This is a genomic window from Streptomyces sp. 1331.2, from assembly GCF_900199205.1.
Taxonomy (GTDB): Bacteria; Actinomycetota; Actinomycetes; order Streptomycetales; family Streptomycetaceae; genus Kitasatospora.
This window is the reverse complement of the sequence record NZ_OBMJ01000001.1, coordinates 6657019-6683118: the sequence shown is the minus strand read 5'-3', so window position 1 is coordinate 6683118 and position 26100 is coordinate 6657019. Positions and strand designations below refer to the sequence as shown.

General features: G+C 74.1%; 16 protein-coding genes. 3 read left to right on the top strand and 13 right to left on the bottom strand.

The annotated features are described in order from the left end of the window. Window positions 1-69: 69 nt before the first annotated feature. The gene (locus CRP52_RS29010) at window positions 70-273 is read right to left on the bottom strand and encodes a cold-shock protein (RefSeq protein WP_097239093.1); all 204 of its coding nucleotides are present in this window, start codon (window positions 271-273) and stop codon (window positions 70-72) included. 379 nt (window positions 274-652) lie between these two features. Here CRP52_RS29010 and CRP52_RS29005 point away from each other — a divergent pair, with 379 nt between their 5' ends. Continuing rightward, a complete protein-coding gene (locus tag CRP52_RS29005; protein WP_097239092.1) occupies window positions 653-880 on the top strand; it encodes a hypothetical protein in 228 nt (75 codons plus the stop codon). A 499-nt stretch (window positions 881-1379) separates the two neighbouring features. Here CRP52_RS29005 and CRP52_RS29000 read toward each other — a convergent pair whose 3' ends face one another. The 7 genes from CRP52_RS29000 to CRP52_RS28970 form a co-directional block, all read right to left on the bottom strand. Beyond that, window positions 1380-3176, bottom strand: a complete 1797-nt coding sequence (locus CRP52_RS29000) for an acyl-CoA dehydrogenase (protein WP_097239091.1) — start codon at window positions 3174-3176, stop codon at window positions 1380-1382. A gap of 310 nt (window positions 3177-3486) precedes the next feature. After that, a complete protein-coding gene (locus CRP52_RS28995; protein WP_257032904.1) occupies window positions 3487-4809 on the bottom strand; it encodes a cation:proton antiporter in 1323 nt (440 codons plus the stop codon). 214 nt (window positions 4810-5023) lie between these two features. Then, entirely contained in the window at window positions 5024-5500 is a 477-nt protein-coding gene (locus tag CRP52_RS28990) for a hypothetical protein (RefSeq protein ID WP_097239090.1), read from the bottom strand. Next, window positions 5500-5715, bottom strand: a complete 216-nt coding sequence (locus CRP52_RS28985) for a hypothetical protein (protein ID WP_097239089.1) — start codon at window positions 5713-5715, stop codon at window positions 5500-5502. Before CRP52_RS28985 ends, CRP52_RS28990 begins: the two co-directional genes overlap by 1 nt. A 149-nt stretch (window positions 5716-5864) precedes the next feature. Continuing rightward, window positions 5865-7064, bottom strand: a complete 1200-nt coding sequence (locus CRP52_RS28980; protein ID WP_257032903.1) for an NAD(P)/FAD-dependent oxidoreductase — start codon at window positions 7062-7064, stop codon at window positions 5865-5867. Then, the gene (locus tag CRP52_RS28975; protein WP_097240413.1) at window positions 7061-7258 is read right to left on the bottom strand and encodes a ferredoxin; all 198 of its coding nucleotides are present in this window, start codon (window positions 7256-7258) and stop codon (window positions 7061-7063) included. The genes CRP52_RS28980 and CRP52_RS28975 overlap by 4 nt, the downstream gene beginning before the upstream one ends. A gap of 71 nt (window positions 7259-7329) precedes the next feature. Beyond that, a complete protein-coding gene (locus CRP52_RS28970) occupies window positions 7330-8538 on the bottom strand; it encodes a cytochrome P450 (RefSeq protein WP_097239088.1) in 1209 nt (402 codons plus the stop codon). A gap of 184 nt (window positions 8539-8722) precedes the next feature. Here CRP52_RS28970 and CRP52_RS28965 point away from each other — a divergent pair, with 184 nt between their 5' ends. Further along, entirely contained in the window at window positions 8723-9247 is a 525-nt protein-coding gene (locus tag CRP52_RS28965; protein ID WP_097239087.1) for a MarR family winged helix-turn-helix transcriptional regulator, read from the top strand. A 207-nt stretch (window positions 9248-9454) separates the two neighbouring features. Next, window positions 9455-12442 carry an AfsR/SARP family transcriptional regulator gene (locus tag CRP52_RS28960; protein WP_257032902.1) on the top strand — a complete coding sequence of 996 codons (2988 nt, stop codon included), beginning with the start codon at window positions 9455-9457 and terminating at the stop codon, window positions 12440-12442. A 36-nt stretch (window positions 12443-12478) separates the two neighbouring features. Here CRP52_RS28960 and CRP52_RS28955 read toward each other — a convergent pair whose 3' ends face one another. The 5 genes from CRP52_RS28955 to CRP52_RS28935 all read right to left on the bottom strand — a co-directional run bounded on the left by CRP52_RS28955 (window position 12479) and on the right by CRP52_RS28935 (window position 26094). Continuing rightward, a complete protein-coding gene (locus tag CRP52_RS28955; RefSeq protein ID WP_097239086.1) occupies window positions 12479-12724 on the bottom strand; it encodes a hypothetical protein in 246 nt (81 codons plus the stop codon). Window positions 12725-12859: 135 nt separating this feature from the next. Then, the gene (locus CRP52_RS28950) at window positions 12860-14104 is read right to left on the bottom strand and encodes a cytochrome P450 (protein WP_097239085.1); all 1245 of its coding nucleotides are present in this window, start codon (window positions 14102-14104) and stop codon (window positions 12860-12862) included. Between the two features lie 173 nt (window positions 14105-14277). Then, complete coding sequence (locus tag CRP52_RS28945; RefSeq protein WP_218893125.1) at window positions 14278-15354, bottom strand: branched-chain amino acid aminotransferase; 1077 nt, start codon at window positions 15352-15354, stop codon at window positions 14278-14280. A gap of 91 nt (window positions 15355-15445) precedes the next feature. After that, window positions 15446-15796, bottom strand: a complete 351-nt coding sequence (locus tag CRP52_RS28940; protein ID WP_097239084.1) for a nuclear transport factor 2 family protein — start codon at window positions 15794-15796, stop codon at window positions 15446-15448. Then, window positions 15793-26094: a non-ribosomal peptide synthetase gene (locus tag CRP52_RS28935; protein ID WP_097239083.1), complete on the bottom strand. Its 10302-nt coding sequence runs from the start codon at window positions 26092-26094 to the stop codon at window positions 15793-15795. Before CRP52_RS28935 ends, CRP52_RS28940 begins: the two co-directional genes overlap by 4 nt. Between the last annotated feature and the right edge of the window lie 6 nt (window positions 26095-26100).

Here is a 26100-nt window from a genome sequence, read left to right as displayed (position 1 = left end):
AGGGGCCCGCACCGTGCGCAGTGCACGGTGCGGGCCCCTCGTCGCCGGACGGAGCCGGCGTGCGTCACATCAGACCGGGCGGATGTTCTCCGCCTGCGGGCCCTTCTGGCCCTGGGTGACGTCGAACTCGACCTTCTGGCCCTCGATCAGCTCGCGGAAACCGCTGGCGGCGATGTTCGAGTAGTGAGCGAAGACGTCAGCGCCGCCGCCGTCCTGCTCGATGAAGCCGAAGCCCTTTTCCGAGTTGAACCACTTCACGGTACCGGTAGCCATGAGAAATCTCCTTCGAGACTGTGCGAAGTCTGCACCGTGCAGACTTTCGAGTCGCCGCGATGAGAACCCACCGGAAGAGCCGGAAACAAAAAATGCGCCTGCAAGGATCAGCAGGCGCACACAAAGTTCATGGGAACCACTACTGCAACTGCTTCGACTGTAGCAGGCCCGGGGCCGCCCCGACGGAAATTCCGGGTGAATTTTTTTCTCCACCCCGCACCGGGAGGGGGCTCAACCGGCCCGCCGGGGGCAGCAACAGGCCTACCCCGCGGGCTAGTTGGGCCATCCGCCGCGGCACGCGCGGCCCGCTCCGACCCGGCCGGATTTTCCACCCTCCAGGGCGCCCCGTTCCCCCGATTTTCAGAGCATACTGACCAGGGTGAGGAAAACACCGGCAGTCCGGCGCCCCCTGCCCACCAGTCCCTTCAAGGCCAGGCCCGACGCGCCGCCCAAGCGGTTCGCCGTCGGGGACCGCGTCACCCACGACAGGTACGGCCTCGGCCGGGTCATCGAAATCGAGGACGAGGGCAACGCCTCGGTCGTCGTCGACTTCGGTGCGCGAAAGGTACGGATCACCCCGCCCTACGCCACGATGTTCGTCCTCTGATCGACGGACACCCGGGCGAGCGCCCCGAGAACCCCGCGCGCCCCACCGGGCACCCCCGCGCCGTCCGCCGCCCCGTGGTGCGGGCGGTGTACGTCGCCGCGTTCCGGCTGGACGCGGGCCGGAGCATGGCGTCCTTCCTGGGGACACCCGTGCCGGACGACGGCACGGGCCAGGCCCCGCCCGTACGAGGACTCCCGGACCGTGCTCTTCGGTGACCTTCCGGACGGCGAGGCCCCTCCACCTACATCGTCTGCGACCGGGACCGGGCCCTCGAACCGGCCCGGCAGGAGGAGCTCGCCACCCGCTCCGAGGCCGTCCACCGACTGCCCGGCAGCCGCTCGCCGTTCCTGTCCATGCCCCGGGGGCTCGCCGGCTTCCTGGGGCGGACAGCCGCCCCCGCCACGGTGGGCTGACCGGCCGGGGGCCGCAGGGAACAGGGCCGGGGCCGACGCGGCACCCGCGTCAGCCCCGGCCGCAGCGGTGGCCCGGCAGCAGTCGGTCAGAACCACTCGGGCCGGCACTCCGCCGCCGTCCGGTCCAGGCCGTCGAGCAGGTCGAACTGCGGGCCGGTCCGCGGGAGTTCGACCCGGAAGAAATACCGGGCGGCCTGCCGCTTGCCCTCGTGGAAGGCCTCCGTCCCGGCGCCGAGGGCGAGGAACTGCTCCAGCCAGATCCAGGCCAGCACCACATGGCCGACCGCCTCCAGGTAGACGGTGGCGTTGGCCAGCGCGGCCGCCGGATCGCCGGTCGACCAGAGTGCGGCGGTGGTCCGCCCGATCCTGGCCGCGGCCGCCTCCAGGCGGGCGGCCAGCTCGGCCGCCTCTCCCCCGGCCTCGGCGGCCCGGGCGGCCGTCTCCCCGATGGTCTCCAGGAGCAGCGCCAGGCCCGCGCCGCCGTCCATGACGACCTTGCGGCCGAGCAGGTCCAGCCCGTGGATGCCGTGGGTGCCCTCGTGGATCGGGTTGAGCCGGTTGTCCCGGTAGAACTGCTCGACGTCGTACTCGCGGGTGTAGCCGTAGCCGCCGTGCACCTGGATGGCGAGGTCGTTGGCGGCCAGGCACCACTGCGAGGGCCAGCTCTTGGCGATCGGCGTCAGCACGTCGAGCAGCAGGTGGGCGCGGGCCCGCTCGGCCTCGTCCTCGGCGGTGGCCTCCTCGTCCAGCAGGCGGCTGCAGTACAGGCCGAGCGCCAGCGCCCCCTCCACGTAGCTCTTCTGGGCCAGCAGCATCCGGCGCACGTCGGCGTGCTCGATGATCGGGACCTGCGGGGCGGTCGGGTCCTTGTGCCCGAGCGGGCGGCCCTGCGGGCGGGTGCGGGCGTAGTCGAGGGCGTGCAGGTAGCCGGTGTAGCCGAGCGCGGTGGCGCCCTGGCCGACGCCGATCCGGGCCTCGTTCATCATGTGGAACATGTAGGCCAGCCCGTGGTGGGCCCGGCCCACCAGGTAGCCGACCGCGCCCGGGGCACCGCCGGGGGTGTGGCGGCCCTCGCCGAAGTTGAGCAGGGTGTTGGTGGTGCCGCGGTAGCCCATCTTGTGGTTGAGGCCGGCCAGGACCACGTCGTTGCGCTCCCCGAGCGTGCCGTCCGGCTCGACCAGGAACTTGGGCACGACGAACAGCGATATGCCCTTCACGCCCGCCGGAGCGCCGGGGATCCTCGCCAGCACCAGGTGGACGATGTTCTCACTGAGTTCGTGGTCGCCCCCGGAGATCCACATCTTGGTGCCGGTGATCCGGTAGCTGCCGTCGTCGGCCGGCACCGCCCGGGTGGTGATGTCGGCCAGCGAGGAGCCGGCCTGCGGCTCGGACAGGCACATCGTCCCGAAGAAGCGGCCCTCGGCCATCGGCGGCACATAGGTGTCGATCTGCTCCCGACTGCCGTGCGCCAGCAGCAGGTTGGCGTTGCCGACGGTGAGCAGCGGGTACGAGGCGGTGGCGATGTTCGCGGCCTGGAACCAGGCCCGGCAGGCGTTGGCGACCACGACGGGCAGCTGCTGGCCGCCGACCTCGTAGTCCATGGAGACGCCGACCAGGCCGGCCTCCGCGTAGACCCGCAGGGCCTCCTTCACCTCGGGGATGATGTGCACCCGCTCGCCGTCGAAGCGGGGCTCCTCGGCGTCGTTCTTCTTGTTGTGCGGGGCGAAGTGCCGGGTCGCGATGGTCTCGCTGAGCTCCAGCGCCGCGTCGAAGGTGTCCCGGTCGTGGTCGGCGTAGCGGGGGCGGCTGGTCAGGGAGGTGACGTCCAGCCAGTCGTACAGCAGGAAGGCGAGGTCGCGGCGGGAGAGCAGCAGGGAGTCCAAGGCGGGGCATCCGATCGGGAGGGCGGGGCGGGTACGGGTACGGCGGCAACCGGGACCTTCCCACCGGCCGCACCGCCGACACCACGGCTTGATCCCCGGGATCCGGCCCTCGGCTGATCCTCGGTGCCCACCGGCTGACCGGCGTCGGTCCCGGACCGCAGCACCCGGACCGCCCCTGCTCCCTCCGACGCGAGGCCCCCGCAAACCGTCGGGCCCGGCACCCCTGTCGAGAGGGGTGCCGGGCCCGGCGGTTGCTCGCGCACGCCCCCGCCGGGGCATCGACGGGGTTCGGCGGGGACGCGGCGAGTGCTCAGAGGTGGGCGGCGAGTTCCTTGGGGCTGAGCGCGTCCTCGCGCAGCCGCTCCTCGGCCGTCTCCTCGATCCGCGCCATGAACCGGCGCAGCAGCGGGGGCGCCATCAGCGAGGTGACGATGGCGACCAGGATGACGACGGTGTACATCTCCTGGCTCAGCACGCCGAGCTTGAGGCCGACCATCGCGACCACGACCTCGATCACGCCGCGGGCGTTCATCCCGGCGCCGAGCGCCAGGCCCTCCCAGTGGCTCATCCGGCTGATCCGCGCGCCCAGGTAGGCGCCGCTGAACTTGCCGATGATGGCGATCGCCAGCACCGCGAGGCCGGCGAGCAGCACGGTGGGCCGGGTGAGGGCGGTGAGGTCCATCCGCAGTCCGGCGGTCGCGAAGAACACCGGCGCGAGGATCGAGACCACGACGGTGCGCACCGGGGCGAGCCGGTTCGGGTCGGCCAGCGGGGTGCCGGTCAGGGCGAGACCGCACAGGAAGGCGCCGAAGACCGCCTCCAGGCCGAGCGCCTGGGTGCCGGCGGCGGCCAGCAGCAGCGCGGCGACCAGGAGGGCGAGGACGGACGGGCCGGCCGCGCCGTTGGCGAGCCGGGGCCCGGCCGCCTTGGCGATGCGGCGCAGCACCAGGGCGAGCACCACGACGACCACCAGGTTGGCGATCGAGTGCAGGATCTGGCCGCCGGAGACGCCGACGGTGGCCATCGCCGAGACGACCGAGAGCAGCAGCCAGCCGACGATGTCGTCGACGGTGACGGCGCAGAGGGTCAGCTGGCCGATGTTGCGGTGCAGCAGGCCCAGTTCGATCAGGGTCTTGGCGATCACCGGGATGGCGCTGACGCCCATCGCGACGCCGACGAACAGGGCGAAGGTGCTGCGGTCGGAGACCCTGCCGAGCAGCGAGTCGGGCAGCATGAAGGCCAGCCCGATGCCCAGGGCGAGCGGGACGACGATCCCGGGGACGCTCACCCGTACGGCGGTGGCGCCGCGCTTGCGGACCAGCCCGAGGTCCATCTGCAGGCCGGTCACGCCGACCATCAGGATGACGCCGATCTGTCCGAAGGCGTCCAGCAGGTGGAAGCGGGCGGGGTCGTGCGGCAGCAGCCACTCGGAGAGGCCGGGGGCGAGGTGTCCGAGCAGCGACGGTCCGAGCAGCACGCCGACGAACAGCTCGCCGACGACGGCGGACAGCCCGAGCCGGGTGAACAGGCGTCCGAGCAGGACGGCGAGCCCGAGCAGCAGGCCCACTTGGAGGAGGAAGACCATCAGGTCATGGGCGGCGAGCGGCGCGACCGGTCCGACGGCCAACGGCACGGGGACTCCCTTGGTGAGGATAGGGGGCGGACGGTGTCGGAGCGCCGGAGGCCGGGTCAGGAGCGGACGCAGAGCCGCTGGTCGATCAGTCGCGCATGATCCGCTCGGGGTCCTCCATGGTGAACGCGCTCACGGCAGTGATCCTCTCCTCGCACTGCGGGGGAATGTCGGTTCTTCAGTCCTGAGTGAAGAACCGACAACGGGCGGGCGCCGCCTACGTGGTGTGCACGGTCTTCGTGGTGTGCACGATGCTCGGGCAGATCCGGCAGGCGTCGGCGCCGCCCTGGGCCCACCAGCGGCAGGTCGGCCGGACGGCGCAGGGCGGCGGTGCGAGCGCGCCGTCCTCGGCGCGCTCGGCCCGGCCCAGCTCCGACACCGCGTCGCCGAGCGAGCACCGGCCCTGCGCCCACTGCCGGCACGCCGACTCGACGCACGGGCCGGCGAAGCGGAACCGGGCCTCGGGCGGGCGCAGCCCGGGGGCGGCCGCGCGCTCGGCGAACCCGGCGGTCACCGGCAGCGGCGGGTGCAGCGCGGCGACGCTGCCGTCCGGCCGGACGATGCCGAGCAGCAGGTGGCCGGGGGTGCAGGAGCTGCTGGGGCAGGTCGTGCCGCCCCTGTCCTGCGCACGGCCGGTGTCCGCACGGCCGGTGTCCGCGCCGACGGCCTCCGCCCCGGGCACTCCCCCGGCCACTACCTCTCCGGCTCGAAGATGATTCCCAGGAACGGGCCGCCCAGCGGGCCCGGCTTGGGGGCCACCTCGTTGGGAGCCACCTCGCGCAGCGGGGGCGCGAGGTCGAGCTCGGCGACCTCGTCGAGCACCGTGCGCCGCACGGCGTCCGCGATCCGCTCCATCGTCTTCGGCGGCAGGTCGCCCTGCACGGAGACCTTCAGGCCTTGCTTGGACATGCTCTTGTCCTCTTCTTCCGGGGATCGGGCCGACGGTCGGCCGACCCACCGACGACGCTCCCACCGCGCCCGGGGACCCGCGAACCCGGTTGGCCGACTCGGGTGAGCGCGCCGCACCGGGCCGGACTCCGCCTCGGGCCGGGCGCGGCTCAGGCCGGGGCGCCGTGCCACGGTGCGTGCACCGCGACCTGGGCGCGCAGCTGCCGCAGTGCCCGGGCGGAGGCGATGCCCACCGCGCCGTGGACGTGCCCGTCGCGTACGCAGGCGGCGGCGTAGCGGCGCTCCGCGAGGCTGCCGTCGACGGGCTCGAAGCGGTCGGCGTCGCCCGGGCTGCCGAAGGCCTGGATGCGCAGCCCGTACTGGTCGGTCCACAGGTACGGGACCGGTTCGTAGGGCTGGCGGGCGCCGTCCTGGCCGGCCAGCAGGTTGCGGGCGACGCACTGCGCCTGTTCGGTGGCGTTGGTGCGCTGTTCGAGGCGGCGCAGGCGCCCGGTGCGGGGGTCGGGCCAGGCGGCGGCGTCGCCGGCGGCCCAGACGCCGGGGCCGGCGGCGCAGTGGACGTCGCAGACCACGCCGTCGTCGAGCCGGACGCCGCTGTCGGCCAGCCATGCGGTGTCCGGCACGGATCCGATGGCCATCAGGACGACGTCGGCGGTGAGTTCGGTGCCGTCCGTGAGCCGTACGCCGGCGGCCCGGCCGCGGTGCCGGACGAGCTCCGTGGCCGTGCCCTGCCGGATCCGCACCCCGTGCTCGCGGTGCAGGCCGGTCAGCAGCGCGGCCGTCTCGGCGCCGAGGACGCCGGCCAGGGGTGCGGCGGTGGACACCAGCCAGGTCACCTCGGCACCGAGCTCGACGGCGGTGGCCGCCGCCTCGGCGCCGAGCAGGCCGCCGCCGACCACCAACAGCCTTGCACCTGCGTGGAGTTCGGCGCGCAGGGCGAGGGCGTCGGCGAGGGTGCGCAGCACGTGGGCGCCGGCTGTCGGCTGCTCGGCGCCGGGCAGCCGGCGGGGTCGGACGCCGGTGGCGAGGACGACGGCCTCGCACCGCACCCGCCCGCCGTCGGACAGCTGCACCGTCCGCTCCCGCCGGTCGAGGCGTTCGGCCCGGACCCCCAGGCGCAGGTCCAGGTCGAGGTCGTCCAGCGCCTGCGGGGCCCGCAGGGTCAGCCGCTCGGGCGTCCACTGCCCGCCGAGCAGGTGTTTGGAGAGCGGCGGTCGGTCGTACGGCGGCTCGGCCTCGGCCCCGATCAGGGTGAGGCGGCCGTCGTAGCCGGCCCGGCGCAGCGCTTCGGCGGTGTGCAGTCCCGCTGCGCCGGCGCCGACGACGGCGACCGCGCTCAGTGCGCTCACGCCTCCTCCAGCCGGATCGCGGCGGCGGGGCAGACCGCGGCGGCGTCCCGGACGGCCTGGTGGATGTCGGCCGGGGGTTCGGCGTCGAGGAGGACGACGATGCCGTCCTCGTCCCGCTGGTCGAAGACCTCGGGGGCGGCGAGCACGCAGCTGCCGGCGCCGCAGCACTTCTCCTGGTCGATGTGGACGAGCATGGGGGCGGTTCCCTTCGGAGCGATGGCCGGATGGGCCCGGGTGGGCCCGGGTGGGTCCTGGGTGCCGGTGGTCACCAGGCGACGGGCAGCTCGTGGACGCCGTAGACGAGCATCTCGCCGCGGTAGCGGATGGACTCGAACGGGACGGCCAGGCGCAGTTCGGGCAGCCGCCGCAGGACGGTGTTCAGGGCGATCTGCAGTTCCAGGCGGGCGAGCGGCTGGCCCAGGCACTGGTGGACGCCGAAGCCGAAGGCCAGGTGACGGCGGGCGTCGCGGGTCAGGTCGAGGGCGTCGCCGTCGGGGAACTCCTGCTCGTCCCGGTTGGCGGTGTTGACCATGCAGATCACGCCCTCCCCGGCGCCGATCCGCACCCCGGCCACGGTGACGTCCTCGGTGGCGACCCGGGTCAGTCCGGAGTGCACGATGGTCAGGTAGCGCAGCAGTTCCTCGACCGCGCCGGCCACGGACTCGGGGTGCGCGCGCAGGTGGGCGAGCTGGTCGGGGTTGCGCAGCAGGGCGAGGACGGACAGCGCGGTCATGTTGGCCGTGGTCTCGTGTCCGGCGACGAGCAGCAGGCGGCCCATCGCGCCGATCTCCCGGCTGTCCAGTTCGCCGCGGGCGACCAGGCGGCTGAGGATGCCGTCGTCGGGGTCGGTCCGCTTGGAGTCGGTGAGCCCGACCAGGTAGTCGGCCAGTCTCCGCTGGGCGGCTTCGACCTCCTCGGCCGAGGAGTCGCGGCGGAGCAGGACGCGGCTGCACTCCTGGAAGAAGTCGTGGTCCTGGTACGGGACTCCGAGCAGCAGGCAGATGACGAGGGAGGGCAGCGGGAGCGCGAACTCGCGGAGCAGGTCGCCGGAGGTGCGTCCGGCGGTCATCCGGTCCAGCAGGTCGTCGGCGATGCGTTGGATCTCGGGGCGCAGCGCCTCGACCTTCTTGATCATGAACTCGCCGGTGAGCATCCGGCGCAGCCGGGCGTGTTCCGGGTCGTCCATCCGGATGAAGGTGGGCTGACCGGTGCTCAGCTGCCGGGTGCCGGCGCTGACGAACGGGAAGCCGGCGCGGGTGGAGTCCGAGCTGAAGCGGGCGTCGCCGAGCACCGCCTTGACCTCCTCGTGGCGGGTGACCAGCCAGGTGGGGGTGCCGTCCCACAGGGTCACCCGGCTGACCGGCTCGTCCTGCTGGGCCTGGCGGTAGGCGGGCGGCGGGTCGAAGGGGCAGCCGCCGCGGGCGGCGGGGTGGACGGGGTGGGCGGAGCGGGGGGTGTGAGCGGCAGTGGCCATCAGGGGCTCCCTTCGCGGAGCGGTTCCGAACCATTTACATGCCCTAAGCAACTAACTCACCGTCACGCTAACTCGCGGTCCGTGGCGCCGAAAGGGCCTGCCGGGTGACGGCCGAATCTGTCCGAAAAGCAGTCACCGGTCGGCACCGCAGCCGCACCCCGCACCGGATCGCTACAGTTCCCCCATGCCGGACGCCACCGATCATCGGACCGCCACCTCCGACCTGGAGGCCGTGCTGGCCTCGCTGGCCTACCTGCTCACCCGCTCCCAGGAGCACGAACGGCAGACCGCCCGGGCCGGCATCACGGCGGCCCGCTCGGACGTCTACCTGCTGCGCGCACTCGCCGAGACGCAGGGCGCCAGCCGGGTCGGCGACCTGGCCGCCCGGCTGCTGGTCAAGTCCTCGCACGTCACCCGGCAGATCGACCGGCTGCAGAGCCAGCAGCTGGTGGAGCGCACCCCGGACGCCGCGGACCGGCGAGCCCGCCAGGTCGAGCTGACCGCCGAGGGGCGCGCGCTGCTCGGACGCCTGAAACAGGCCAACATCACCGGCCTCACCGCCGCCCTGGACGGCATCCCGGAGTCGGACGTCGCCGCCACGGTCTCCGTCCTGCGCCACCTGGTGGAGCGCTACGTCCACGGGGTCCGCGCGACGGCCCTCGCCGAGGACGACGCGGATCCCACCCGCGAGGACCCGCCGGGGGCCTGACCGGCCTCCGGATCCCCCTCCCCCGCCCCGCCCCGGGCGGGCGACACGGAACAGCTGAACCCGCACCTCTTCCGGTCCGTGGCTTCTTGCGGCGACTATCTTCCTCGTGCGCAGCAGCAGCTGCCGCACCGGAGGAACCGCGCAGGTCAGGACGACCGGGGGTTGCGCGCCGCTCAGGGGAATCAGTTCTAGGGGGGACTGTCACTCATGATCCAGCCCATCCGCTTCCGCCTGCTCGGACCGATGGCGGCGCACCGGGACGAGGAGGGCCTGGTCGTCGGCTCGCCGCTGCAACAGGCCATGATGGCCGCTCTGCTGCTGCGCGACGGCCGCGCCGCCAGCGCGGGCGAGCTGATCGAGGCCGTCTGGGGGCCCACCGCACCCGCCAGCGCCTCGGCCATGCTGCGCACCTACGCCTGGCGCTGGCGCAAGGCGCTCGAACGCGACCGCAGCGCACCGGTCGTCCTCACCTCGGTGGGCGACGGCTACCGGACGGTGCTGCCCGCCGAGAACGTGGACGCCGTCCGGGTCGAGTCGCTGGCCGCCGCCGCGCTCGCCGCGACCAGGAAGGCCGAGGACCACCCGCGGGCCCGGCAGCTGCTCGACGAGGCCCTGGACCTCTGGTACGGCGAACCGCTGGCCGGCATCCCCGGCCCGCTCGCCGAGCAGCACCGCGCTCGCCTGGAGGACCTGCGGATCAGCCTGCTGGAGGAGAAGTGCGGCCTGGACCTGGAGCTGGGCGTGCCGGGCCGCGCCGTCCCGGTGCTGCGCGAGCTGAACGCCGACCACCCGCTGCGCGAACGCCCGTACGTGCTGCTGATGCGCGGGCTCTACCAGAGCGGACGGCAGGCCGACGCGCTGGCCGTGTTCGAACGGGTCCGCCGGCTGCTTGCGGCCGAACTCGGCATCGACCCGGGCCCGGAGCTGCGGGCGATGCACCAGCGGATCCTGCGCAACGACCCCTCGCTGCTGCCCGCCGCCCCGCCCGAACCGGAGCCCTCGGTCACCGCCCGGACTGCCACCGGAACCGCCCCGGCCGTCCCGGTCCCGGCCCAACTGCCCGCCGATATCGCCGACTTCACCGGCCGCGAGGACGAACTGGCGGCGCTGCACACGGCGCTCGGCAAGGCCGTCCAGGACACCGCCGGCCACACCGTGCTGCCGATCGCGGCGATCTCCGGCATGGGCGGGGTCGGCAAGACCACCGTCGCCCTGCGCGTCGCGCACCGGTTGCGCGCCGGGTTCCCGGACGGCCAGCTCTACGCCGACCTGCGCGGCGACCAGCCCAAACCGGCCCAGCCCGGCGTGCTCCTGGTCAGCTTCCTCACCGCCCTGGGCGTCGCCCCCGGCGCCGTGCCCGAGACCCTGGAGGACCGCTCCCGGCTGTTCCGCTCCCTGCTCGACGGGCGGCGGGTGCTGATCCTGCTGGACAACGCCCGGGACGCGGCCCAGGTCAGACCCCTGCTGCCCGGCTCGGCCCGCTGCGCCGTCCTGGTCACCAGCCGGACCAGACTCTTCGGGCTCGCCACCGCCGTCCAGGTCGACCTCGACGTGTTCAGCGTGGACGAGGCCACCGGCATGCTGGCGCAGGCCGCCGGCGACGACCGGATCGACGCCGACCCGGCGGCCGCCGGCGAACTGATCCGCTACTGCGGCCGCCTCCCGCTGGCCATCCGGATCGTCGCCTCCCGGCTCGCCTCCCGCCCGTCCTGGTCGGTGGCCCGGCTCGCCGACCGGCTGGCCGCCGAACAGCACCGGATGTCCGAACTGCAGATCGGCGACCTCGCGGTGGCCAGCGCCTTCGAATGGGGCTACCGGCAGCTGACCCCGGAGCAGGCGACCGCGTTCCGGGTGGTCGCCGCAGTGAGCCGGCCGGACATCGGGGTGCCGGTCGCGGCCGTCGTCCTGGGCGTGGAGCAGCGCCGGGCCGAGGACCTGCTGGAGGCCCTGGTCGACGCCGGCATGGTCAGCGAGACCCACGCCGGCCGCTACCGCTACCACGAGCTGCTGCGGGTGTTCGCATCCCAACTCACCGAGCCGGACGACGCGGTGGACTCCGCGACGGCGCTCAGCCGGCAGCTGGACTTCCTGCTCGCCACCGCGACCGCCGCCTTCCAGCAGGTCGTCCCCGGCGACCCGATCGGCTCCGCGCTGCGCACCCCGGCGCTGGCCGGGCTGCGCTTCGACACCCCGCGCGCGGCCGCCCGCTGGGTGGGCGAGGAGTTCGACACGGCGATCGCCGCGATGCAGGCCGCGACGGCGCCCGACGGCTCGGCGCAGGACCTGCGGACCGCCGCCGACCTGCTGATCGCGCTCTGCCCCTTCGACGCCGACCCGCGCTACGAGCGGCTGGCGGTGGCCGCCGCGGCGGTCTCCGCCGCCGCCACCGGGCGGGCCGACCGGCACTCGCTGGGCCGGGCCGAGTTCATCCGGGGCAACCTCGCCGTCCAGGCGACCCGGCTGGGCGAGGCCACCGAGCACTGCCGCCGGGCGGCCGAGGCCTGCCGGGAGGTCGGCGACCGGGTGATCCTCCAGCAGGTGCTCAACGACCTCGGCCTCCTCGCCCAGTTCCAGCACCGCTTCGAGGAGGCGGTACGGCTGTGCGAGGAGGCCCACGAACTGGCCGTCGCGCTGGGCCACCACACCGGGCGGACCGTCACCCTGCTCAACGCGGCGATGGCCCGGGTGCGCGGCGGCGCGCCCGCCGAGGGGGCGCGGGTCTGCCGGGAGCTGCTGCCCGCCCTGCGCGCCGAGGAGGACCTGCCGGGGGTCTCGTACGCGCTGTTCGTGCTGGGCCTCGCCGCCCACCAGTGCGAGTCCTACCAGGAGGCGGCGGCCACTTTCCGGGAGTGCCTGGAGCTCTGCCGCTCCGCGGGCCTCGCGCTGCGCGAGGCCCAGGCCCGCTACCGGCTGGCGGACACCCTGCGCCGGCTGGGCCGCGGCGCCGAGGCGGTGACGGGGGCGCGGCAGGCGGTGGCGGAGTGCGAGGCGCTGACCGCCGACCGGGACCGGGCGCACGCGCTGGTGGTGCTGGCGCGGGCGCTGGCCGACCGCGGCCGGATCGCGGAGGCGCGGGAGCACCTGACCGAGGCCGAGGCGCTGTTCGACCGGCTGGAGCTGCCCGACGGCGAGCTGGTCCGCGCCCTGCTGGCCGACCTGGACGCGGCGGGGGCCGCGGAGTCGGCGGCCGGGTAGCCGGGCGGGGTGCCGGGCTGGGTCAGAAGGGCGGGGTCAGGAGATGACCTTCGGCGGGGTGACGGAGGAGGTGTTGTTCCAGACGTCGCCGGGGGTGCCCGGCGGGGTGGTGGTCGGCGCCGGGGTGCCGCCGCCGGAGGCGCCGTCGGCGACCGAGACCGTCACCCCGGCGGGGGCTGCCGCGCCGGGGTCCGACACCGCCGCGACGGCCGCCGCACCGCCGAGCACGGTCAGCGCGACGACGCTCAGGCGGACGGCGATGCGGTTGCGGACGCTCTTCATGTCATTCTCCTGGGTCGGTGTGGTCCGGTGTGCTGCGGTGTGACGAGCGTCGCAGTCGCCGATATCCGCCCGATAACCGCCGCCCGCGGGGGCGCGGATAGCGGCCGCCCGCGGGCATCCCGACCAGGCACTCCGTCAGGCCCCGGCCCCGGCCCCGCTTTGCCGGAACTCCACCGGGAGGTTGCGCAGGAAGCGGAAGTTGATGCTGTCGAGCCAGTCCACCTCGGGGTTCACCAGCCGCAGGTCCTCGGTGCGGCGCAGCAGCGTGGAGATCGCGATGTCGATCTCGGCGAGGGAAAGCGCCGCACCCAGGCAGTAGTGGATGCCGTGCCCGAAGGAGAGCTGGTCGTTGGCCCGGCGGCCGACGTCCAGGGTGTCCGGGTCCTCGTAGCGCAGCGGGTCGCGGTTGCCGGCGCCCAGGACCAGGATGACCGACTGGTTCTCCTCGATCCGCACGCCGCCCACCTCGATCGGCTCGGTGGCGATCCGGGTGGTGAACTGCACCGAGCTGTCGTAGCGCAGGAACTCGTGCGCGGCGTTGGCGGACAGCTCCGGGTCGCGGCGCAGCCGCTCCGCCTGGTCGGGGTTGCGGATCAGGGCGAGGACGGCGTTGGCGATCAGGTGGGTGGTGGTGGCCTGTCCGGCGTCGATCAGGAGCAGGAAGTTGGCGTACACCTCGTCGTCGGTGAAGTCCTCCTTGGCGATCTGACCGGCGATCATCTCGCTGAAGCGGTCGGTGGCGACGCCGGCCCGGCGGCGCTCGGCGACCAGGTCGAAGGCGGTGCGCAGGCCCTCCAGCCGGCCGAACTCGCGGGTGGACTGGCTGAACAGCTCGTGCAGCAGGCTCTGCCAGTCCTCCAGCAGGTGCGCCGCGTCGTCCGGGACGCCGGCCAGCGAGGCGATCATGCCGCGGGCCAGCGGCTCGGAGTAGTCGGCGACGACGTCGAAGCGGCCCTGCTCCATCACGCGGTCGAGCAGGGAGTCGGCGAGGTCCTGGATGACGGGCCGCATGGAGCGGATGAAGCGCGGGGTGAGCCCGGGCTTGATCAGGCCGCGCAGCCGGGTGTGCCTGGGCGGCTCGTTGAACAGCATCATGTCCGAGAGGGTGTGCGCCAGCGGCTCCATCTCGGCTTGGGCGGCGGGCGGCAGCGAGGCGTGGAAGTCGCCCACGCGGGCGCCGGACAGCCGCTCGTCGCGGCCCAGCTTGCTGATGTCGGCGTGGTCGAGCACCACCCAGGCGCGCATCATGTCGTCCCAGTAGACCGGGCCGCGCTCGCGGAGGATCCGGTAGAGGCCGTACGGGTCCTGGGTCCACTCGGGACGGAAGCCGTCCATCAGCGTGGGGGCGGGGGTGGTCTTCGCGGTCTTCGTGGTCTGCATGGTGTGTCCTGGTCTCCGGTCGGTGCGGCGGGGACGGGCGGGGCGGCGGCGGTGCAGCGGCGGGGCGGGGCAGCGGCAACGCGTACGGGCGGTGCGGGCGCGGGCGGGGACGAGCGGGGCGGCGGGCCCGCCCGGGCGACCGGCTGGCGGTCGGCGGGCGGGCCCGCGGCCGGTCAGCGGTGGGCGTCCCAGGCCGGCGGCTGCTCGCTCAGGCCGTGGTGCAGGTCCACCAGGGCGCCGTGCAGGGCGCGGGTGACCGGGCCGGGCGTGCCGTCGCCGACCACCCACTCCTCGCCGCCGTCGTGGAACGACTTGACCGGGGTGACCACCGCGGCCGTGCCGCAGGCGAACACCTCGGTGATGACGCCCCGTTCGACCTCGTCCTTCCACTGCGCCAGCGAGATCCGCTCCTCGCGCGGGGTGTGGCCCAGGCGCTCGGCCAGGGCGAGGACGGTGTCCCGGGTGACGCCCGGCAGCAGGGTGCCGGTGAGCAGCGGGGTGACCACCTCGGCGGACGGACCCTCGCCGCGGACGAAGAAGACGTTCATGCCGCCCATCTCCTCGATCCACCGGCGCTCGACCGCGTCCAGCCACAGCACCTGCGGGCAGCCGGCCTCCTGGGCCTGGCGCTGGGCCGCGAAGGAGCCGGCGTAGTTGCCGGCCACCTTGACGTTGCCGGTGCCGCCGGGGAACGCCCGGACGTAGTCGTGGCTGACCCACGCGGACACCGACTCGATGTCGTCGCCGAAGAACCCGGCGGCCACGAAGGCCATCAGCAGGAAGCGGTAGGTGTTCGAGGGCCGAAGCATCAGCGTGACGTCGGTGGCGAACATGATCGGACGCAGGTAGAGGCAGTGCGTCGGGTCCTCCGAGAGCATCCCGCCGTCGCGCTCGATCAGCTGCTCGATGGCGTCGGTGAAGACCTCCTCGGGCAGTTCGGGCATGGCCAGCCGGCGGGCGGAACGCTGGAAGCGGCGGGCGTGGTCCTCGGGGCGGAAGGCGGCGACGGTGCCGTCCACCCGGCGGTGGGCCTTCAGGCCCTCGAAGATGACCTGGCCGTAGTGCAGGCCGAGCGTGGCGGGGTGCAGGGAGAGGTTGTCGAGCGGCTTCAACTCGGCATTGTGCCAGCCCAGTTCGGGCGACCAGTCGATGCTGAAGAGGTGGTCGGTGAAGGCCTCGCCGTAGCCGGGGTCGGTGATGACGCGGGCGGGGTCGATCGCGATGGGCTTGCGCTGCGCAGCGGAGGTCACGGGTGCTCCTTCGGTGGGTTTCCGGTAGGCGGGTTTCCGGTGGGTGGGGGCGGGTGTGCCGGGCGGTTCCCGGCGCACCCGCCGGATGTGCTCAGACCAGCGAGGTGAAGAAGAAGGTGTCGCGGCGGGCGATCAGTCCTTCCGGCGTCGACTCGAAGAACTCGGCGAAGCGGTGAGCCGCCCGGCGGCCGTCGTGCAGGGTGCCGCGGAAGCTGCCGTGCACGGCGGTCAGTCCGTCGGCCTCGACCACCCGCTCCAGGGTGTGCCGGCCCTCCTTGATCACCCGCTCCTCGGCGTAGAAGCGGCGCAGCCGCTCCCGGCCGACCAGCGGGTCGTAGCCCGGCCGGTGGTAGGCGGCCTCGGGGGCGAACCGCCCGATCAGGCCGTCGATGTCGTCGGTGTCGATCAACTCGTAGAACTCGCGGGCCTGTTCGACGTTCATGCGGTGGTCCTCCTCGGGGTCGGGGCCTGCCCGGCCAGGACGGCGCTGACGGCGGCGATCGGTTCCGGCTGCGTCAGGGCGCCGTGGTGGCAGGCGAGATCGTGGCGGTGGACGGCCCCGGTGACGTACGGGCGCCAGTCCTCGGCGGTGGGCGCGTCGGCGGGCTTGCCGAGCGTGGCGGTGACGTGGATCAGGTCGCCGTCGTAGACACCGGAGACCCCGGTGTGCACGAGCTCGGCGTTGTTGGCGAAGACCGCGACCAGCGCCGCGAGCCGGTCCTCGTCGAGGCCGGACAGTGGGCTGCCCGCCTGCTCCAGCACCTCCCGCAGCCGGGCCCGGTCCAGCTCTCCCCCGCCCTCGGCGGGGTCGGGCACCGAGTGGCCCAGCGAGTGGAGCAGCGCGGTCAGCGTCTGCGGCTCCGGGGCGTCGGCGGGCAGCCGGCCGGCCTCCGGGTGGACGGGGAAACCGTCCAGCACGGTGAGCTGTTCGACCTGCTCGCCCTCGGCCTGCAGCCGCACGGCGACGGCGTGGGCGACCTGGCCGCCGAAGGACCAGCCGAGCAGCCGGTACGGGCCGTGCGGGCGGGCCTTGCGGATCTCGGCGACGTAGTCCTCGGCCATCTCGGCGATGCTCCTCGGCAGCGCCCCCGGCTCGGTGAGCCCGCGGGCCTGCAGCCCGAACACCGGCACCTGCGGGTCGAGGTGGCGCAGCAGCCCCGAGTAGACCCAGCTGACCCCGGCCACCGGGTGGACGCAGAACAGCGGGGTGGCCTCGCCGTGCGGGCGCAGCGGGAAGAGCACGCCGAGCGCATCGCCCTGCCCGCCGTCGTCCAGCGCGGCGGCCAGGCCGGCCGGGGTGGGTGCCGCGAACAGGTCGCGGATGCCCGGCTCCACCCCGAGGGCGGCGCGGATCCGGCTGGTCAGGCGGGTGGCGAGCAGGGAGTGGCCGCCGAGGTCGAAGAAGCTGTCGTCGACGCCGACCGTGGCCACGTCGAGCACCTCGGCGAACAGGGCGCAGAGCACCTCCTCGCGCGGGGTGCGCGGGGCCCGCCCGGTGCCCGCGTAGGCGGGGGCGGGCAGGGACGTGCGGTCGAGCTTGCCGTTGGAGGTCAGCGGCAGGGCGTCGAGCACGAGGACCGCGGAGGGCACCATGTACTCGGGCAGCCGGCCACCGACGTGCCGGCGCAGCTCCTCCGGGGCCGGCGGCGTGGCACCGGGCCGCGGCACGACGTAGCCGACCAGCCGCTGCCCGCCCGGCCCGTCCTCGCGGACGGCCGCTGCGCTCTGCAGCACCGCCGGGTGCGCGGCCAGGACGGCCTCGACCTCGCCGAGCTCGATCCGGAAGCCGCGGACCTTCACCTGGTGGTCGACGCGGCCGACGAACTCCAGCTGCCCGTCCGGGCGGCGGCGCACCAGGTCACCGGTGCGGTACATCCGCTCCCCCGCTGCGAACGGGTCGGCGACGAAGCGCTCGGCGGTGAGCCCCGGCCGGCCGAGGTAGCCGCGGGCCAGGCCGGTCCCGGCGAGGTAGAGCTCGCCGACGACCCGCGGGGGCACCGGGTTGAGGTACCCGTCCAGGACGTACGCCCGGGTGTTGCGGATCGGGTGGCCGATCGGCGGGGTGCCGGGGCGGGCGGTCAGCTCGGCGGTGGTGGACCAGACGGTGGTCTCGGTCGGCCCGTAGCAGTGGACCAGTCGGGAGCCGGCCACCGCCAGCCGGGCCGCCAGGGCCGGCGGGAGGGCGTCCCCGCCGACCATCATCCGCAGGCCCCGGACGGCGTCGGGGCGCTCGTCCAGCAGCGCCTGCCACAGGCTCGGCGTGGCCTGGCAGACCGTGACGCCGTAGCGCCCGATCAGTTCGGCCAGGACGGCCGGGTCGCGGACCTCCTCCCGGGTGGTCAGCGCGGTGGCAGCGCCCTGCATCAGCGGCAGGAACAGCTCCGCCACCGAGATGTCGAAGGCGGCCGTGGCCTGCTGGAGCATCACGTCGCCGACGGCCATCGGCAGCTCCTGGGCCAGCTCGGTCAGCAGGTTGACCAGGCCCGGGTGGTCGACCACGACGCCCTTGGGGCGGCCGGTGGAGCCCGAGGTGTACATCACGTAGGCCGTCTGCGCCTCGGCCTGCGGGACGGGGGGCGGGGCGGTGGCCGGGCGGGCGGCCAGCTCCGTCCGGGTGGACTCGGTGTCGAGGACGATCACCCGGGCGGCGCTGTCGGCCCGGCTGGTCGGGGACGCCTGGTCGACCGGGGCGGCCGGGGCGACCTGGGTGGCCCACTCGGAGCGCGCGCCGGCCCTGTCGGTGAGCAGCACCGTCGGCCGGGCCTCGGCCAGGATCTGCCGGATCCGGTCCGCCGGGTGGCCCGGGTCGACCGGGACGTAGGCGGCCCCGGTCTTCAGCACGCCGAGCAGCGCCACCGGCAGCTCCGGCGAGCGCGGGACGGCGACGGCGACCAGCTGGCCGGGTCCGGCGCCGTGCGCCAGCAGGTGGTGGGCCAGCCGGTTGGCCCGGGCGTCCAGTTCGGCGTAGTCGAGCTCGGTGTCGGCGAACCGGACCGCGACCGCCCCGGGGGTGCGGGCCGCCTGGGCCTCGACCAGCCCGTGCAGGGTGGTCGCCGGGACGGGCCACTCGGTGTCGTTCCAGGCCGCCAGCTCGCGCCGCCCGGCCGCGGAGAGCACCGGGAGCGCCCCGATCCGCGCGTCGGGATCCTCGGTGACCACGCCGAGCAGGTCGACCAGGCAGCGCAGCAGCCACTCGGCTGTGCTGCGGTCGAACAGGTCGGCGGAGTACTCCAGCGCGGCGGCCAGGCCGGTCACGGTGCCGGCCTGGTCGCGGACCTCGGTGAAGTTGAGGTTCAGGTCGAGCTTGGCCGCCCCCAGTTCGACGGGCTCCGCCTCGGCCGGCAGGCCGGCGAACTCGCCCTCCTCGATCGCGTGGTTGTGCAGGGCCAGGACGATCTGGAACAGCGGGTTGCGGGCGGCGGCCCGGGCCGGGTTGAGCACGTCGACCAGGCGCTCGAAGGGGACGTCCTGGTGGTCGAAGGCGCCCAGGTCGGTGTCCCGGACGCGGGCCAGCAGCTCGCGGAAGGTCGGGTTGCCGGACAGGTCGGTGCGCAGCACCAGGGTGTTGACGAAGAAGCCGACCTGGCCGTCCAGCGCCTCGTCGGTGCGCCCGGCCACCGGGGTGCCGATCGAGACGTCGGTGCCCGCGCCCAGCCGCGACAGCACGGTGGCGACGGCAGCGTGCAGCAGCATGAACAGGGTGACGCCGCCGGCCCGGGCGAGGCCGGCGAGCTCCTTGTGCACCGCCGCGTCCAGTTCGGCGTGCACCATGCCGCCGGTGTGCGAGGAGACGGCCGGTCGCGGCCGGTCCACCGGGAGGCTGATCTCCTCGGGCTGGCCGGCCAACGCCTGCTTCCAGTAGGCGATCTGGGCCGCCGCCAGGCTGTCCGGGTCGTCCTCCTGGCCGAGCAGTTCGCGCTGCCAGAGGGTGTAGTCGGCGTACTGCACCGGCAGCGGCTCCCAGCCGGGGGCCCGGCCGGCCCGGCGCGCGCGGTAGGCGGCGGCGAGGTCGCCCATCAGCGGGGCCATCGAGGAGCCGTCGGTGGCGATGTGGTGGATCACCAGCAGCAGGACGTGCTCCTCCGGCCCGACCACCATCAGGTGGGCGCGCAGCGGCAGTTCGGTGGTGACGTCGAAGCCGCGGCCGACGGCGGCGGCCAGCGCCTCGGCCGGGCCGGTGGCGGTGCAGTCGTGGACGGTGAGGCGCAGCCGGCCCGCGACGTCGTCCAGGACCTGCTGGCGCGGGACGCCGTCGGTCTCGGGGAAGACGGTGCGCAGCGACTCGTGTCGCCCGACCACGTCCAGCAGCGCCTGCTCCAGCGCGGCGGCGTCCAGCGGGCCGCGCAGGCGCAGGGCGAACGGGCAGTTGTAGTAGGCGTTCTCGTCGGTCCGCTCGATCCGGTTGATGAACCAGACGCGCTGCTGGGCGGAGGAGAGCGGGATGTCGCCGGTGCGCGGCATCGGGGTGAGCGGGGTGCGCACCGCCCCCTGCTCGTCCAGGGCGGCGGCCATGGTGCGGACCGTCGGGTACTGGAACAGCTCGCGGATGCTCAGCTCGGCGTCCAGGGTGGCGCGGATCCGGCTGATCAGGCGGGTGGCGAGGAGCGAGTGGCCGCCCAGCTCGAAGAAGCCGTCGTCGATGCCGACGCCCTCCAGGCCCAGCACCTCGGCGAACAGCACGCAGAGGATCTCCTCGCGGGCGGTGCGGGGAGCGCGGGCGGTGCTGCCGGCGGTGTAGTCGGGGGCGGGGAGGGTGTTCCGGTCGAGCTTGCCGTTGGGGGTCAGCGGCATGGCGTCGAGGACGATCACGGCGGAGGGGACGAGGTATTCGGGCAGCCGCTCCCCGACCAGGTCGCGCAGAGCAGCCGGGTCCAGGCCCGGTTCACCGACCACGTAGCCGACCAGGCGCTTGTCGCCGGGGGTGTCCTCGCGGGCCAGCACGACGGCCTGCCGGACGCCCTCGCAGCGGGTGAGTGCGGCCTCGACCTCGCCGAGTTCGATCCGGAAACCGCGGATCTTCACCTGGTGGTCGACACGGCCGACGAACTCCAGCTGCCCGTCGGGCCGGCGGCGCACCAGGTCGCCGGTGCGGTACATCCGCTCCCCCGAGGCGAAGGGGTCGGCGACGAAGCGCTCGGCGGTCAGCCCCGGCCGGTTCAGGTAGCCGCGGGCCAGGCCCGGGCCGGCCACGTAGAGTTCACCGATGACGCCGACCGGGACGAGGCCGAGGCGGCCGTCCAGGACGTAGGCGCGGGTGTTCCAGATCGGGCCGCCGATCGGCGGGGTGGTGTCCTCACCGGTCAGCGGCAGGCTCATGGTGGCGCAGACCGTCGCCTCGGACGGGCCGTAGGCGTTGATCACCCGGCGGCCGGGCAGCCAGCGCTCCACCAGTTCGGCCGGGGCTGCCTCGCCGGCGAGCACCAGCGTCATCCCGTCCGGCAGCCCGCCCTCGGCCGGCTGCTGCGCCAGCGCCGCCGGCGGCAGCGTGACATGCGTGACGGCCTGCTCGGCCAGCAGAGCGGCCAGCGGCTCACCCGGCATCAGCCGCGCGCTCGGCGCCAGCACCACCGTCGCACCGGAGAGCAGGGCGGTGCTCAGCTCGGAGAACGCCGCATCGAAGCTCAGCGAAGCGAACTGCAGCACCCGGCTGCCCGGCACGATCCCGAACCGGTCCACCTGCGCCGCCGCCAGGTTGGCAATGCCCCGGTGGGTGACGACCACGCCCTTCGGGCGGCCGGTGGAACCGGAGGTGTAGATCACGTACGCGGGCCGGGCCTGATCACCGACGGCCGGCAGGTCGTCGGCGCGATCGGCGGAGACGGCCTCGGCGATGTCCTCCAGGACCAGCCTCGTGGTGGTCCTGGGTGCCGGGACGGTCATCGCGCGGTCGGTGAGGAGGAGCACCGGGCGGGCGTCGGCGAGCATGAAGGCCTGCCGGTCCTCCGGGTAGGCCTGGTCGATCGGCAGGTAGGCGGCGCCTGACTTGGTCACCGCCAGGGTGGCCACCACCAGGTCGACGGACCGCGGCAGCGAGAGCGCGACCAGGGTCTCCGGACCGGCCCCGGCCGCCACCAGGTGACGCGCCAACCTGTTGGCACGGGCATTCAGCTCGGCGTACGTCAGGCTCTCGCTCTCGAAGACCACCGCCACGGCCTCGGGCGTCCGGGCCACCTGGGCCTCGAACAGCTCGTGCAGGTCACCGGCCGGCACCGCGTGGTCGGTGGCGTTCCACCCCGCCAGCACCTTCCGGTCGGTGTCCGAGAGCAGGGCCAGTGCACCGATCCGGGCCGCCGGGTCGGCGGCGACCGTGCCGAGCAGCCGCACCAGGCAGTCCAACAGCCACTGGGCGGTGCCCCGGTCGAACAGGTCCGCGGAGTACTCCAGCGAGGCCACCAGCCCGGCGGGCCCTCCCGTCTCGTCCCTCCGCTCGGAGAAGACCGCACTGAGGTCGAACTTGGCGCGCTCCCAGCCGAAGTCCTCGAAGTCGGCCTCCACGCCCGGGAATTCAGGCCGCACGTCGGCCGTGTTCTGCAGCTGCAGCAGCACCTGGAACAGCGGGTGGCGGGCACTCAGCCGGGCCGGGTTGACCAGCTCGACCAGCCGCTCGAAGGGGACGTCCTGGTGGTCGAGCGCCCCCAGGTCCGTCTCCCGGACACGGGCCAGCAGCTCGCCGAAGGTCGGGTCGCCCGAGACGTCGGTGCGCAGCACCAGGGAGTTGACGAAGAAGCCGACCAGCTCGTCCAGCGCCTCGTCGGTGCGCCCGGCCACCGACATGCCGATCGGGATGTCGGTGCCGGCGCCCAGGCGGGAGAGCATCGCGGCCAGCGCGGACTGCAGCACCATGAACAGTGTGACCCCGTGGTCGCGTGCCAGGGCCGTCAGGGCGCCGTGCACCTCGGCGTCGACCCCGGTGGAGACCACCCCGCCGGTGAGCGAGGCGTCGGCCGGGCGCGGACGGTCCGCCGGCAGCGCCAGCTCCTCCGGTAGGTCGGCCAACACGCCGCGCCAGTAGTCCAGTTGCTGCGACAGGCGACTGTTCGGGTCGCTCTCCTCGCCGAGCAGTTCGCGCTGCCAGAGGGTGTAGTCGGCGTACTGCACCGGCAGTGGCACCCAGGCGGGGGCCCGGCCCGTGCAGCGGGCGCGGTAGGCGGCGGCGAGGTCGCGCAGCAGCGGGCCCATCGAAGAACCGTCGGTGGCGATGTGGTGGAAGGTCAGGGCCAGGATGTGGTCCTCGCGGTCGACGCGGAGCAGGTCGGCGCCGAGCGGCAGGTCGGTCGCGATGTCGAAGGCACGGCCGACGGCGGCGGCCAGGGCCTCGGCGGGGCCGGTGGCGGTGCAGTCGTGGACGGTGAGGTGCAGGCGGCCGGCCACGTTCTCCAGGACGTGCTGGCGCGGGACGCCGTCGGTCTCGGGGAAGACGGTGCGCAGCGTCTCGTGCCGGCCGACCACGTCCAGCAGCGCCTGCTCCAGGGCGAGGGCGTTCAGCGGGCCGCGCAGGCGCAGCACGACCGGGCTGTTGTAGGTGCCGTCGGGGCCGTCCAGCCGGTTGATGAACCAGAGGCGCTGCTGGGCGGAGGAGAGCGGGATGTCGCCGGTGCGCGGCATCGGGGTGAGCGGGGTGCGCACGCCGCCCTGCTGGTCGAGGGCGGCGGCCATGGTGCGGACCGTCGGGTACTGGAACAGTTCGCGGATGCTCAGCTCGGCGTGGAGCGTGGTGCGCACGCGGCTGATCAGGCGGGTGGCGAGCAGGGAGTGGCCGCCCAGTTCGAAGAAGCCGTCGTCGATGCCGACGGCTTCCAGGCCCAGCACCTCGGCGAACAGCGCGCAGAGGATCTCCTCCTGCGGGGTGCGCGGTGCGCGGCCGGTGCTGCCGGCGGCGAAGTCGGGGGCGGGCAGGGCATTGCGGTCGAGCTTGCCGTTCGGGGTGAGCGGCAGTGTGTCCAGGACCACGACGGCGCTCGGCACCATGTATTCGGGCAGCCGCTCGCCGACCAGCTCGCGCAGGGCGGCCGGGTCCAGGCCGGGTTCACCTTCCTGCTCGGCCACGACGTAGCCGACCAGGCGCTTGTCGCCGGGGGTGTCCTCGCGGGCCAGCACGACGGCCTGGCGGACGCCCTCGCAGCGCGACAGCACCGACTCGACCTCGCCGAGTTCGATCCGGAAACCGCGGATCTTCACCTGGTGGTCGACACGGCCGACGAACTCCAGCTGCCCGTCGGGCCGTCGGCGCACCAGGTCGCCGGTGCGGTACATCCGGGTGCCCGGCTCGAAGGGGTTCGCGACGAAGCGCTCGGCGGTCAGCCCCGGCCGCTTCAGGTAGCCGCGGGCCAGGCCCGGGCCGGCCACGTAGAGCTCACCGATGACCCCGACCGGGACGAGGCCGAGGCGGCCGTCCAGCACGTACGCCCGGGAGTTCCAGATCGGGCCGCCGATCGGCGGGACGCCCGCGCTGTCGGTCAGCGGCAGGCTCATGGTGGCGCAGACCGTCGCCTCGGACGGGCCGTAGGCGTTGATCACCCGGCGGCCGGGCAGCCAGCGCTCCACCAGTTCGGCCGGGGCTGCCTCGCCGGCGAGCACCAGCGTCATCCCGTCCGGCAGCCCGCCCTCGGCCGGCTGCTGCGCCAGCGCCGCCGGCGGCAGCGTGACATGCGTGACGGCCTGCTCGGCCAGCAGAGCGGCCAGCGGCTCACCCGGCATCAGCCGCGCGCTCGGCGCCAGCACCACCGTCGCACCGGAGAGCAGGGCGGTGCTCAGCTCGGAGAACGCCGCATCGAAGCTCAGCGAAGCGAACTGCAGCACCCGGCTGCCCGGCACGATCCCGAACCGGTCCACCTGCGCCGCCGCCAGGTTGGCAATGCCCCGGTGGGTGACGACCACGCCCTTCGGGCGGCCGGTGGAACCGGAGGTGTAGATCACGTACGCGGGCCGGGCCTGATCACCGACGGCCGGCAGGTCGTCGGCGGACTGCTCGGCCACCTCGGCGGCGATGTCCGCCAGGACCAGGGTGCGGACGTCCTCCGGCGTCTCGGTCGGACGGTCGGTCAGCAGCAGGGCGGGGCGGGCATCGGCGAGCATGAACGCCACCCGGTCGGCGGGGTAGGCCTGGTCGATCGGTAGGTAGGCGGCGCCTGACTTGGTCACCGCCAGGGTGGCCACCACCAGGTCGACGGACCGCGGCAGCGAGAGCGCGACCAGGGTCTCCGGACCGGCCCCGGCCGCCACCAGGTGACGCGCCAACCTGTTGGCACGGGCATTCAGCTCGGCGTACGTCAGGCTCTCGTCCTCGAAGACCACCGCCTCGGCCTCGGGCGTCCGGGCCACCTGGGCCTCGAACAGCTGGTGCAGGTCACCGGCCGGGACCGCGCGGTCGGTGGCGTTCCATTCGGCGAGGGCGCGGCGGTCCGCGTCCGAGAGCAGGGGGAGGTCGGCGATCCGGGCCGCCGGGTCGGCGGCGACCGTGCCGAGCAGCCGCACCAGGCAGTCCAACAGCCACTGGGCGGTGCCCCGGTCGAACAGGTCGGAGGAGTACTCCACCGAGGCGATCAGTCCGGCCTCCGCGCCGGTCTCGTCCCTCAGCTCGGAGAAGGCCGCGCCGAGGTCGAACTTGGCGCGCTCCCAGCCGAGGTCCTCGAAGTCGGCTTCGACGCCCGGGAACTCGGGCCGGACCTCGTCGGTGTTCTGCAGCTGCAGCAGCACCTGGAACAGCGGGTGGCGGGCACTCAGCCGGGCCGGGTTGACCAGCTCGACCAGCCGCTCGAAGGGGACGTCCTGGTGGTCGAGGGCGCCGAGGTCGGTCTCCCGGACACGGGCGAGCAGCTCGGTGAAGCTCGGGTCGCCGGAGACGTCGGTGCGCAGCACCAGGGAGTTGACGAAAAAGCCGATCAGGTCGTCCAGCGACTCGTCGGTGCGTCCGGCCACCGACATGCCGATCGGGATGTCGGTGCCCGCACCCAGGCGGGAGAGCATGGCCGCCAGCGCGGACTGCAGCACCATGAACAGGGTTGCACCGTGGTCCCGTGCCAGGGCGTTCAGCGCCCGGTGGACCTGTGCGTCGACCTCGGTGGAGACCACCCCGCCGGCGAAGGTGGCGACGGCCGGGCGGGGACGATCCGCCGGCAGCGCCAGCTCCTCCGGCAGATCGGCCAACACGCCGCGCCAGTAGTCCAGTTGCCGTGACACCAGGCTGTCCGGGTCGCTCTCCTCGCCGAGCAGTTCGCGCTGCCAGGCCGCGTAGTCGGCATACTGCACCGGCAGCGGCTCCCAGCCGGGTTCGCGGCCGGCGGTGCGGGCCTCGTACGCGGTCGTCAGGTCGCGCAGCAGCGGGCCCATCGACCAGCCGTCGGTGGCGATGTGGTGGCTGACCAGGACCAGCACGTGGTCGTCCGGGCCGAGGGTGAGCAGGGTGGGGCGCAGCGGCAGGTCGACGGCCAGGTCGAAGAGGTGGGTCGCGGCGCGGTCGGCGGCCGCGGCCAGCTCCTGCGGCGTGCAGGCGGCCTCGGCCAGTTCGACGGTCGCCTGGGCGGGGTCCAGGATGTGCTGGTACGGCTCGCCGTCGTGCTCGACGAAGACGGTGCGCAGCGACTCGTGCCGGCCGACCACGTCGGTGAGGGCGGCACGCAGGGCGGGCACGTCGAGCGGGCCGCGCAGGCGCAGGGCCATCGAGCTGTTGTAGGTGTCGCTCGGGCCCTCCAGGCGGGAGACGAACCACAGGCGCCGCTGCGCGGAAGACGGGGGTATCACGGCAAC

Excerpts from the sequence above, each read along its gene's own strand:
- CRP52_RS28955 (WP_097239086.1), bottom strand. The coding sequence starts at position 12,724 with ATGAAGAGCGTCCGCAACCGCATCGCCGTCCGCCTGAGCGTCGTCGCG.
- CRP52_RS28985 (WP_097239089.1), bottom strand. The coding sequence starts at position 5,715 with ATGTCCAAGCAAGGCCTGAAGGTCTCCGTGCAGGGCGACCTGCCGCCG.
- CRP52_RS29010 (WP_097239093.1), bottom strand. The coding sequence starts at position 273 with ATGGCTACCGGTACCGTGAAGTGGTTCAACTCGGAAAAGGGCTTCGGC.
- CRP52_RS28965 (WP_097239087.1), top strand. The coding sequence starts at position 8,723 with ATGCCGGACGCCACCGATCATCGGACCGCCACCTCCGACCTGGAGGCC.
- CRP52_RS28975 (WP_097240413.1), bottom strand. The coding sequence starts at position 7,258 with ATGCTCGTCCACATCGACCAGGAGAAGTGCTGCGGCGCCGGCAGCTGC.
- CRP52_RS28950 (WP_097239085.1), bottom strand. The coding sequence starts at position 14,104 with ATGCAGACCACGAAGACCGCGAAGACCACCCCCGCCCCCACGCTGATG.
- CRP52_RS28940 (WP_097239084.1), bottom strand. The coding sequence starts at position 15,796 with ATGAACGTCGAACAGGCCCGCGAGTTCTACGAGTTGATCGACACCGAC.
- CRP52_RS28960 (WP_257032902.1), top strand. The coding sequence starts at position 9,455 with ATGATCCAGCCCATCCGCTTCCGCCTGCTCGGACCGATGGCGGCGCAC.
- CRP52_RS28970 (WP_097239088.1), bottom strand. The coding sequence starts at position 8,538 with ATGGCCACTGCCGCTCACACCCCCCGCTCCGCCCACCCCGTCCACCCC.